We start from the raw sequence: 11,268 nt of genomic DNA, 5'->3' as shown, positions 1-11,268 counted from the left end.
AATGACATAAACGTGAAGCTTATTTGGCATACCCTTTTTTAAATCATTTCCATTTTTTTACATAAAAATAGGTTGTAGTGAAATGAAGCGGGATTTTTTGAAATACTTCTGTCCAAGGCTCCTAGCTGATTCCCCAAAAACCGAATCACTTCTTCAGGGGTTTCAAATTCACAATTTAAAAAAGTGAGGTGTTCCCTCATATATTGATGGATAACGGCCCTCTCGTTGGTCATAACCTTTTCAATTCGATTTACATCACTTTCTCCAAGTATCGTGCTTACATGGACAACGGGAATTCCCGTATCGTCATCTATTGGAATTGTACTGACAATGAAGTCGATATCGTTAAGTGACTGATAATGTAAATTATATAATTCCGTTGTACCTTTAACATTTAGCATCTCACCAAACTTGTCCTTTAGTTTATACAATAGTAGCTGTGCACTTCCTAATCCTGTTGCACAGACAATCAGACAACTTTTTCTTCTCGAAGCTAATTTCTTCATCCGCTCCTGGGCCACTTCAATGTGAAGCGCCAAATACCCAATCTCATGCTCATCTACATGAATACCAGCCTTTTCATCGAGTACCTCAGACCCTATTAAAGCCGCTTCAAAGGAAGTTGGGTACTTAGCTTTAATTTCCTCCAGCATCGGATTTCGTATATTCATTTGATATATATACCGGTTAACTGCCGGCTTTAAATGCAGTGCCAGATTCATCAGCAATTCCTTATCATCGGAAAGATTAAAATGATACTTCTCGTCAATCCTTTCCACCATCTCCGTTGCGAGGACGCGAATTTCCTTATCAATTACCGATTTTATCTTTTCTGTATCTTTGTCCGAGCCCATTAACTTGGTCCCCTGCAAGTGAATGGCAAGATAGGCCACTTCATCTTTGGGGAAACTCACCTTTAATACGTTCTCAATATCCCGTATAATTTGCTCGGCTACAGTGAATTCCTTTTGACCCTTTATCTCATATAGGTCACTATGGATAATTTCCACATGGTTATCTTCTCGGATCCGCTTGTAGGCAATAGCGAGATGTGTCATTAAATTTTGCAGGCTGACATCAGAAATAATAATCCTGTGCTTCCGCAACTGAGTTAAAATACTGTTTCTGATTACTTTTTGTTCTTTTTGGGGCAATATTTCCACCCAGTTCGGATTATCTTCCATAACGGATGATGGTTGATTAAATATGTATTCCGATATACAAAACCTTATATTCGTTTCACTGCCATTAACTTTGATTCCGTAGTTTGGCTTGTGATCAAGCGACAAGTCATATTCATGAAGGATTTCACGGACTTTTTTCAAATCACTTTGTAGTGTGGAACGGCTAATGTAAAGTTCTTCTGCAAGCTCTTCCATTTTTTCGTAACTGGAGTGCAGCAACAGCCTCTCGATTAGAAAGGTCACACGATCACTCGGCTCGACAGGAATTATTTCTTTTATTTTTTCCATTTCCTGAAGAAACTCATTAAATGCTACCTCATCTGCGGCTTCCAGTTTATAACCCTTACCCCGAAAGGAGTCAATGCTCATGTTATGTTTTTGTAGTATTTGGTTTAACTTTTGAATTTCATTCCTTATCGTTTTTGAACTTACTTGCAAATCCGCCGATAGCAGTGAACTTGTGACAGGATCTTTCGCATCTTTTAGTATACGTATGATTTGTTTCTGTCGGGAATTCATCCGGGATCTCCCTTGTCTGCATATTAGTTTTTATTATCATAAATATAGCATGTATTGAAAGGCGGAGGCAAAGTTAATGAGTAATAACATTCATATAATTTGTGTTTTTCCTGGGATTGAAGATAAATCTTCTCAGTAAAGAATAAATATCACGCGAATACAAAGAAATATAAGTAGATAAACAAAAACCAAGTTCACGCAATCTGAACTTGGTTTTTTTAAAATTCCTATTCTATTCCACAAACCCTGACCATGGTGTTGCTGTTTCTTTAACAGCCTTTTTCACTTTATTTAAGTTCTCCAGCCCAGTTGTTTCAAGCCACCGATACTGCGACTCTTTTCCTTCTTCTGCAAACGGCTGAACGCCGTCTTTCCAGATGGCCCGTCCGCAAAGACAGCCGCTGAATTTGGCGCCGGCATCTTTGGCGAAATGGAGCGTATCGACAAATTGGTCATTTGTGACACCACCACTCAAATAAATAAATGGCAGGCGGCTTTTTTCGGAGCACGAACGATAAAAATCTGCTGCTTCTTTTTTGTTGAATACAGGTTCATAATTGTCATACTGCTCATAGCCTTCAATATTGTAAATGGATACCGGTACTTCCACTTTCAGCAGGTCAATGCCGTATTCCTCTTTGGAAAATTCTTTCATGAAATACTCCACAATCTCCGGTTTCTTCTTGGCGAATTCAGCACTTTTGGAACCTAAGCCCTCCGCACTGTAAGAAACAGGCTCCAATATGAACAGGAGATCGTTTTGTTTGCATTCATCACCAACACGCTTGATAAAAGCTTTTTTGATGGTATTATATTGTTCTTCTTCGTTGTGGTCATAATATATAAGAAGTTTTAGGGCACTCACACCATTTTTAATTAAGTCCTGTACGGCATAATTGTCAACTAAGTTCGGTAGGCGTCCTTTTTCAGCAGTGGCGTAACCAGTTTTTTCATAGGCCATGATTAAACCGATATCATCATTTAATTTGCTTGCAGCGTTCCAGCCGTATTCAGGATCAAGCAAAAGGGAAGATGACTGGTTTCCAAGCACTTCACTGACACCTTCTTTAAATTGGCTGACACCATCTTCGTAGGTAATGCTGTTGTTCAATGATTGAATCATTTTGCCTAAAGAACCCCGTTGGTCCATGGCTGTAGCAAATACCAGGTTATTTTGATCCGAAATCAATTTTAATCCTTTTAATTTACCGTCAGTTAACTGCATATAAATTACCCTCCTAATTCAATAACTTCTACTTTATCTTTATAAGTAACAATATCCGACTCTTCTATATGCGGATACCAGTAGAGACAATTGGCCATCGAATAAGCGCTAGCAGTTTTAAGAGCCTCCATTGGATCAGTATTCTTTTCCAACTCCTTTGTGAAAGCACCAAGAAAGATATCACCTGAAGCCGTTGGATTTTTAGCCTTGATAGTTGGTATCTCTACTCTGTATAGTTTTTTATTTATTTTGGCGACACTTCCCTTATCACCAAGTGTGATAATAAAGTTTGAAGATAACGTGACATTATTTAATTGCTCTATTAGTGATTCAAGATTGTGTTCAGACTTTGCAGATCCAAATAAATCAAAAAACTCGAATTTATTTATTTTTACGAGCCACGGTTCAGCTTTAATTCCTTCTTTAAGGTAATCACCGCTGCTATCTAAGAGACATTTAGCTCCCTTTTTCTCTAATTCATGAATTAAATAGTAATAAAAACTCTTATCAACATTACTTGGTAAGGAGCCAGAGAATATAGCAAAATCATTTGGTTTAACTTTGCTTATTAATTTCTCAACAAAATGCTTCTCTTCGTCCTCATCTATATGCGGGCCTTTTTCGTTTATAACGTGGACTTGGCCCGAGCTTTCATCAACTATTATTGAACATATTCTTGTCGTTTCTTTAATCTCGGTAACTGTACTATCAATTTTGGCATCGGTAATCATTTTTTGAAGCTGACTTCCTGTATAACCTCCTAAGAAAGTACTTATTTGAAAAAAAGGTTTATTTTGCACTAAGAAAGAACGGATAACGTTAAACCCTTTTCCACCAAGAACATCTATTGACTTTTTGGCTCTGTTAACACTATCTTGAGTAAATTCATCCAAAAAAATCGATCTGTCGAGAGCCGGGTTCGGACAAACCACATGAATCATGGGGCATCACTCCAATATTAAAGGACATTTATATACTTGTTCACATGTATATATTAGTCTAATTTAAAGTTAAATGCAAACATTTACTTTGCATTTAATTAAAAATGCAAATAAAAACCTTGCATTTTTTTGGTTTTGTGTATATCATTAAAAATGAAGCGATTACATTAAAAGGCGGGTGATGATTCTGGTTCCCTATGAGCGACAAAGTGAAATTTTAAAACTACTACATGAGTACAGGTCAGTTAAGATATTGGAGCTTTCAAGCCACTTTGGCGTGACAAGAGAGACAATAAGAAAAGATTTGTACGATATGGAAGAAAAGGGTGAAGTTCGGAAAGTTCATGGAGGTGCTATTTTAAATAAGGCTAATCACGAGACAAATTATGAAAGCCGTAAAAACATAAATGAGTCTGAAAAACGCGAGATCGCAAAAAAGGCATCAGAGTTCGTGAGAGATGGTGATACCATCTATGTTGATTATGGAACTACTGTTTCTTACTTTATAAAAGAGATTATGAATAAGAAAAACTTAACGATCATAACAGCATCAATGCCATTGGCGACAGAATTAAATGACTATACGAAGTTTGATATTATTCTAATTGGCGGTTTCATACGTAAAAATGAGAAGTCGTTATTTGGACCGATTGCACAGCGGATTATCCAGGATATATATGTTGATAAAGGATTTTTTGGCACGGGAGGCGTAGATGCCAAAGTTGGTTTCACAAATTTTCATCAGGGTGAGTCAGAAATATCAAAATTAATGATTAATCACTCTCAAAAAAAAGTCATGATGGCGGATTATGCAAAGTTTGATACTGTAGCCATGAATAAAGTGGCTTCTCTATCAGATATTGATATTTTGATCACTGATTGTAAAGCAGATAAGCATCTATTGGAGGAAATTGGAGAAGGAGTAGGGGAAGTCATAACAGTAAAAGTAGAGGAGGCAGAAGACTTTGAAGAATAGTTTTTTAGATAAAGAGTTAATTATTGTAAATTCAAACGCTTCCAGTAAACATGAGGTATTGGAAAGTTTAGGTTCCTTAATGATTGAAAAAGGATATGCGAATGAAAATTACATTGATGGATTAAAGACAAGAGAAAAAGAATTTGCTACAGGACTCAGCGTTAAACCGGTTGGTGTCGCAATCCCTCATACCGATTCAAGTTATGTGAAAGAGGACAAGATTGCCATAATGACGCTTGATGAACCGGTGGCGTTTGAAGAAATGGGTGGGTCAAATTCAGTCGATGTGCAACTGGTTATTTTATTTGCTTTGACAGATGGCGATGACCACTTAAAGGCATTGCAAAACATTATACAAGTCATTCAAGATGAATCGTTTGTTCGTGAAATGGTCACTGTCGCAGACAAAGAAAAAGCATATGAACTATTTGAAAGTAAACTTACACAATTAGAGGAGGAAGCATAATGAAAAAAGTATTGGTCGCTTGTGGTGGAGCAGTTGCAACGTCAACAGTAGCAGCAGGAAAAATTAAAGGCTTATTGAAAGAAAATAATATAGAGGCAGACGTTCAGCAATGCAGGGTGAGTGAACTGGCGTCTAAAGCAGATAGCGCGGATTTAATCGTGACGACCGCAAAAGTAGAACGTGATTACGGTGTACCGGTAATTCATGGTATCGCCTATATTTCCGGTATGGGAATTGACAAAACAAATCAAGAAATTCTGGATAATCTAAAATAGTTATTTATAGAGGGAGGAGCAAGCAATGAAAAAAGTATTGGTCGCTTGTGGTGGAGCAGTTGCAACGTCAACAGTAGCAGCAGGGAAAATTAAAGGCTTATTGAAAGAAAATAATATAGAGGCAGACGTTCAGCAATGCAGGGTGAGTGAACTGGCGTCTAAAGCAGATAGTGCTGATTTAATCGTTACGACTGCAAAAGTAGATCGTGATTACGGTGTACCGGTTATTCATGGTATAGCCTATATCTCTGGCGTGGGAATCGATAAAACAAATCAGGAAGTGCTGGATAATTTAAGATCCTAGAATTGACATCAAATAGGGGGAGTCAACCATGGCAGTTATTGAATATATTCTTGATTTAGGACCGACTGTAATGTTGCCGCTTGTCATTCTGGTTTTAGGTTTACTATTGCGTCAAGGTATTGGTAAATCATTACGTGCAGGAATTATGGTCGGTGTCGGTTTTGTTGGTGTTAACCTTGTTATCGGTCTTCTGACGGACAATCTGGGGCCGGCTGCCCAGGATATGGCCGAGCGTTTCGATTTAGGGCTTTCCGTTGTTGATATCGGGTGGCCGGGAGCCTCGCCAATGGCATGGGCCTCATCAATCGGAACAATTGCTATCCCGGTAGCCGTTCTCGTTAACATTGCCATGTTAGTTTTAAAAATGACACGCGTCGTGAATGTGGACATTTGGAATATTTGGCACATGACGTTTACCGGGGCGATTGTTCATATCGCGACTGGAAGTTTCTGGCTGGGTATTGTAGGCGTTATTATCCATTCGGCTTTTGTCTATAAATTAGGTGACTGGTTTGCACCTGTTACGCAAAAACATTTCGGACTGGAAGGCATCGCCATTCCCCACGGATCAGGGACATGGTCAGCACCATTCGCGGTTGTTATCGATTCGATTTTGGACAGAATACCTAAAATCAAGAAGTTAAACTTCAATTCGGAAAAAATTGAAGAGCGATTTGGTGTGGTAGGCGAGCCGGTTGTGATTGGTGCATTCCTTGGATTGGTCATCGGTTTTCTTGCCGGTTATCCATTATCAGATATTTTACCGTTAGCGATTCAAATGGGCGCCGTCATGGTCTTAATGCCGACAGTTGTTAAATTTATCATGGAAGGGCTTGTCCCGATTGCAGACGCAGCGCGCGGCATTCTGGACAAACGTTTTCAGGGTAAAGAGTATTACATTGGACTCGATCCCGCATTGCTTCTGGGGAATTCACAAGTTGTTGCAGCCAGTTTAATATTTGTACCGTTAACCATCCTGATTGCCGTTATTTTTCCGGGCAATGAAATCCTTCCATTTGGCGACTTAGCCACGATTGGATTCTTTATATCGATGGCCGTGGGAATTCACCATGCCAACTTATTCAGAACATTGATTTCCGGTACGTTCATTATGGTGATTACCATCTGGATAGCGAATATGACGATCGGCTTTCATACAAAACTTGCAGAAAATGCAGGAACAATTGATGGCGGACAAGTCGCTTCATTAGACCAGGGTGGAAGCCCAATAACGTTCATTCTTACAGAGTTATTACAGCCGCAAAATATCATACCACTTATTATTATCGGTGGATTATATGTATTTTCCGTTATCTTCACTTACCTTAAATTTAAACGCGGCAAAATGTACGACGAAGAAAAGACAACAGGAGTTGAATCAGAATGAAAGCACTTGTATTAGAAGATAAGCAGCACTTTGAAGTCCGTGATATAGAGAAACCGACGATTTCAGAGAACCAGGTATTGGTTAACGTATCGTATTGCGGGGTATGCGGCTCTGATTTAGATCGCTATTTCAAAGGTAAAGTTCATTTTTTCCCGATGATATTAGGACATGAGTTTTCAGGCGTGATTGAAGAAGTTGGAGACAAGGTCACATTTTTTTCTGCCGGAAACCGTGTCGCAGTGGCACCCTTAGTTCCATGTGATCAGTGTGAGAATTGTCTGCGGGGCAAGCCGTCGCATTGTGAAAAATACAGTTTTATCGGTTCACGAGAAAAAGGAGCCATGGCTGAGTATGTTGCAGTCGATGAACGAAATTTAATCCACGTCCCTGAAGAAGTGAGTTTAGAAGAGGCTGCGCTAATCGAACCATTGACAGTCGCCATGCATGGGATTGAGCGAATCAACTTTGCAGCCGGAAGTGAAGCCGTTATTTTTGGCGCCGGAACAATCGGCATGATGACGCTGCTCGCCTTAAAAGCAAGAGGGGCAGGCGATATCACGGTCATTGATATCAATTCGGAAAAATTGAACGTTGCCCGTGAGCTTGGCGCAACAGAGACTGTCAATTCGCAGCAGACAGATCTGCATGAGTACTTTGCAAACCATAATAAGCCGGCGATTGTCTTTGAAACAGCAGGCGTTGCTCAGACACAAAGGCAATGTATTGAAGTGGCAGATCATACCGGAAAAGTCGTTTATATCGGAACGGCGACAAGTACCGTCGAGTTCCCGCCGGAAGTATTTGAACAGATACTGCGAAAAGAACTGGAGATTGCCGGTTCATGGATGTCATACTCAACGCCGTTTCCGGGGTATGAATGGAAAGCCGGACTGCAATATATCAAAGACGGTATTATTGATGTGAAACCATTAATCGATGAAATTTTTGAACTGGAAGATAAAGAAAAACCATTTGATAGAATGAAAGATCCTTCAAGTAGCTCAATTAAGTATTTATATAAGATTGACTAAGTTAAAATGAGCTTACTTGGAGAGATTATTGCATCGTTTATCTCCATTTGAACGTTTTTGAACGATCATGACTAACTTGATGATTTTCAGCAGAGCCTGGAAATCATCTTTATATGATTAACATCAAAAGGCTTTACTAAAATATAAGTTTAAAGTGTAGTTAAAAGTGAGGATGCGAAATGGTACAAAAATTAATCTTCTTTGATATAGACGGTACATTATTAAATGATGAGAAGCAGCTCCCGGGATCAACCAGACAGGCGATTAATGAATTGCAAACAGCGGGCCATCTAGTAGCTATTGCGACAGGACGTGCGCCATTTGCGTTTAAGTCAATACAGAAAGAATTGAATATTAACTCCTATGTCAGTACCAACGGGCAGTATGTCGTGCACGATAACGAAGTGATTTATAAAAACCCGATTACTCCAACTATCCTGGAGGGGTTGGAGAAGTATTCAGCGGAACGTAATCATCCACTGGTTCACCTTAATAATAATGACTGGTACAGCAACACGAAACATCATCCCTTTATTAAAGAGGCAATTGATTCACTGAAGATTGGACGGGATGTCACTTATGATCCAGAATTCTACCGTGATGGGGAAGTTTACCAAACGCTATTATTCTGCGCTGATGGTGAAGCGGAATATAACAGAACGTTTGATCAGCTTAATTTTGTACGTTGGCATAATTATTCTGTTGATGTCACACCGTCCGGAGGCTCCAAAGCTGAAGGCATCTCTCGATTGATACGACAATTACAGATTCCAGCTAACGATATCTATGCATTTGGTGACGGGTTAAACGATATTGAAATGTTACGGTCCATCCAAAACAGTTTCGCAATGGGAAATGCATCAGATGTCGTAAAAAAGGCGGCCAGTAGTGTAACCAAAGATGTAAATGATGATGGAATCTGGCATGGATTGAAAATGGCAGGATTACTGGGAAAAGGACATTCGACGGCCGCCGAATAAGCTTCACCATTTAATACAAAAAGAGAGTGCAGAAGAAAAAAAGGAAAAATCAGAAGAAATAGCTTTGGTGATTCTGCGAAAAGGATATGCAGCTGAGGATATTATTGAAGTGACAGGGCTCAAAGAAGAGGAGATGGATACTATAAAATCGATGCTGTAACTTTAACATATCAGATCGGGTAAGTAGCGCTGAAACGAGTGAGAGCAGGGTCGATCAGGGCGAGCCATTCTAAAATCGACGAGAGATAAGTCGCCAAATAAACAATAAAACGTTAAAATTCATCCCCAGCCGAACCGAATTTCATACCCAAAGAAGTAATCCAAGGATTATACAGGGTTACTTCTTTTTTCGCTGTGTTAAAATAATGGAATATGAGGTGACTGCAGGAATTACTTTGGAGGAAAACAGATTGGCAGAGAAAAATACCAGACATGAAAAATTTATTATATTAACTGTTGCATTGGGTGTTATATTAAATCCGTTGAATACGACGATGATCACGGTGGCATTACCATCGATTACGAAAGACTTTCAGCTGGATGCAACGGATATTTCGTGGCTGATCGCTTCCTATTTTATCATCAGCGCAGTTTTTACACCGTTAATTGGCAAACTAAGTGATGCGTATGGCCGGAAAAACATCTATTTAATTGGATTGGCCCTGGTCGTTGTATCCTCCATTTTGGCCCCTTTATCACCGAATATGCCTGTACTGCTTGCGATGCGAGGGGTTCAGGCGGTTGGAACGTCAGCCCTTTATCCGGCCGGGATTGGAATCGTCCGAAATACTATCCAGAACAGGCAAAACCGGGTCATCGGGACGTTATCGGTTTTCGCGACAACATCGGCAGCATTTGGACCAACCATCAGCGGATTGCTGATCCAATTTGGCGGATGGCCGGTCATTTTTTATGTGAATTTACCAATACTCGCGGTCGGTGCTGTTTTAGCAATCCTCTATATACCGAAAGACGAGAAAACGAAGGCAACAACATACAAATGGGATGGAATTGGCATCATTTTATTTAGTTTATTCATCACCAGCTGGATGGTATTTTTGCTGTCGCTGGAAAATGGATTCCAGGTTGGCACATTGCTGCTTGCCACTCTCCTGACGGTGATGTTTTATGCTTTTGAAAAAAGAAGAGATACGCCATTCATCAATGTCAACTTCTTCCGGAAAAATTTAAACATCGCTCTGATTTATGTACATTATATTATGGCAACGCTCATCTTTTTTGCTATTCTACTGAACTTGCCCACTTATTTACAAAGTGTGCTGGGTACAAGCTCCAGGATGGCAGGCATTATCATGCTTTCATTATCGATTTTTGCGATGTTACGACCTCCGTTGCCACGAGGTGGATGGAACGAGCAGGATTTCGTATTCCTTTAGTCACAAGTATTCTGGTCGTTTTAGTTGGTATTTTCTTATTATTAACCGTTGATCATGCTTCACCATTATATTGGGTTGCGGTCGTGCTGGCTGTCTTCGGTATCAGCAATGGTATCCACAATATCGGTTTGCAGAATTTATTGTATACGTTTATCGATAAGGCTGAGAGCGGCGTTGCGTCGGGACTTCTCATGACGTCACGGTTTATTGGAAACATCCTCGCGTCCAGTATCTATGGCGTTGCCTTTGCAACCGGGATGAGTGACAGCAATATGGGGACGATGACGATTGTATTGTTAGTAGTTGCGCTGTTATTGCTTCCGGGAATGCTTTTTGTGACAAGACATGAAAAGGGGTAGAGCTGGGAAGGCGAGTTTGTGCGGTTATGCGTGTGCGAGGGGATTGTGGGGAAGGCAAACGTCGAGAAAGAAACTCGTGCGAGGGCAGTTCTAACCTGTACGGGAACGCCTCCAACTCGTGCAGGAATGCCTCAAACTCGTGTGAGAACAGCCCCAACTTGTACAGGAAGTATCCAAACTCGTGCGGGAGCCAGTCAAACTCGTGCGATGGTACCATTCAAACG

Annotated in this window: 12 protein-coding genes; 9 read left to right on the top strand and 3 right to left on the bottom strand. The window is 40.1% G+C overall.

Annotated features, from left to right (window positions below; translation table 11 throughout):
- Positions 1-38 precede the first annotated feature (38 nt).
- The 3 genes from E4U82_RS16530 to E4U82_RS16520 all read right to left on the bottom strand — a co-directional run bounded on the left by E4U82_RS16530 (position 39) and on the right by E4U82_RS16520 (position 3,869).
- Positions 39-1,703: a BglG family transcription antiterminator gene (locus E4U82_RS16530; RefSeq protein WP_135111282.1), complete on the bottom strand. Its 1,665-nt coding sequence runs from the start codon at positions 1,701-1,703 to the stop codon at positions 39-41.
- 232 nt (positions 1,704-1,935) lie between these two features.
- Positions 1,936-2,928: a tagatose 1,6-diphosphate aldolase gene (locus E4U82_RS16525; RefSeq protein ID WP_135111281.1), complete on the bottom strand. Its 993-nt coding sequence runs from the start codon at positions 2,926-2,928 to the stop codon at positions 1,936-1,938.
- A 5-nt stretch (positions 2,929-2,933) separates the two neighbouring features.
- The gene (locus E4U82_RS16520) at positions 2,934-3,869 is read right to left on the bottom strand and encodes a 1-phosphofructokinase family hexose kinase (RefSeq protein WP_135111280.1); all 936 of its coding nucleotides are present in this window, start codon (positions 3,867-3,869) and stop codon (positions 2,934-2,936) included.
- Between the two features lie 181 nt (positions 3,870-4,050).
- On the opposite strand from E4U82_RS16520, the gene E4U82_RS16515 reads away from it, so the two are divergent.
- The 9 genes from E4U82_RS16515 to E4U82_RS16475 all read left to right on the top strand — a co-directional run bounded on the left by E4U82_RS16515 (position 4,051) and on the right by E4U82_RS16475 (position 11,044).
- Complete coding sequence (locus E4U82_RS16515) at positions 4,051-4,845, top strand: DeoR/GlpR family DNA-binding transcription regulator (RefSeq protein WP_135111279.1); 795 nt, start codon at positions 4,051-4,053, stop codon at positions 4,843-4,845.
- Positions 4,835-5,311, top strand: coding sequence for a PTS sugar transporter subunit IIA (locus tag E4U82_RS16510; protein ID WP_135111278.1), 477 nt, complete (start codon positions 4,835-4,837; stop codon positions 5,309-5,311). The genes E4U82_RS16515 and E4U82_RS16510 overlap by 11 nt, the downstream gene beginning before the upstream one ends.
- The gene (gene gatB / locus E4U82_RS16505) at positions 5,311-5,586 is read left to right on the top strand and encodes a PTS galactitol transporter subunit IIB (RefSeq protein ID WP_245183620.1); all 276 of its coding nucleotides are present in this window, start codon (positions 5,311-5,313) and stop codon (positions 5,584-5,586) included. The genes E4U82_RS16510 and gatB (E4U82_RS16505) overlap by 1 nt, the downstream gene beginning before the upstream one ends.
- A 25-nt stretch (positions 5,587-5,611) precedes the next feature.
- Positions 5,612-5,890 carry a PTS galactitol transporter subunit IIB gene (gene gatB / locus E4U82_RS16500; RefSeq protein ID WP_135111276.1) on the top strand — a complete coding sequence of 93 codons (279 nt, stop codon included), beginning with the start codon at positions 5,612-5,614 and terminating at the stop codon, positions 5,888-5,890.
- Between the two features lie 28 nt (positions 5,891-5,918).
- Complete coding sequence (locus tag E4U82_RS16495; RefSeq protein WP_135111275.1) at positions 5,919-7,277, top strand: PTS galactitol transporter subunit IIC; 1,359 nt, start codon at positions 5,919-5,921, stop codon at positions 7,275-7,277.
- Positions 7,274-8,308 carry a galactitol-1-phosphate 5-dehydrogenase gene (locus tag E4U82_RS16490; protein WP_135111274.1) on the top strand — a complete coding sequence of 345 codons (1,035 nt, stop codon included), beginning with the start codon at positions 7,274-7,276 and terminating at the stop codon, positions 8,306-8,308. Before E4U82_RS16495 ends, E4U82_RS16490 begins: the two co-directional genes overlap by 4 nt.
- Positions 8,309-8,487: 179 nt before the next feature.
- The gene (locus tag E4U82_RS16485) at positions 8,488-9,288 is read left to right on the top strand and encodes a Cof-type HAD-IIB family hydrolase (protein ID WP_135111273.1); all 801 of its coding nucleotides are present in this window, start codon (positions 8,488-8,490) and stop codon (positions 9,286-9,288) included.
- Positions 9,289-9,698: 410 nt separating this feature from the next.
- Positions 9,699-10,685: an MFS transporter gene (locus E4U82_RS16480; RefSeq protein WP_167751463.1), complete on the top strand. Its 987-nt coding sequence runs from the start codon at positions 9,699-9,701 to the stop codon at positions 10,683-10,685.
- On the top strand, positions 10,655-11,044 hold the full coding sequence (locus tag E4U82_RS16475; protein WP_135111271.1) for an MFS transporter: 390 nt from the start codon (positions 10,655-10,657) through the stop codon (positions 11,042-11,044). Before E4U82_RS16480 ends, E4U82_RS16475 begins: the two co-directional genes overlap by 31 nt.
- Positions 11,045-11,268: the final 224 nt, after the last annotated feature.

Source organism: Lentibacillus salicampi, assembly GCF_004565465.1.
GTDB lineage: Bacteria > Bacillota > Bacilli > Bacillales > Amphibacillaceae > Lentibacillus > Lentibacillus salicampi.
Note: the sequence above shows the minus strand (reverse complement) of the source record. Positions and strands in the feature narration are given on the sequence as shown.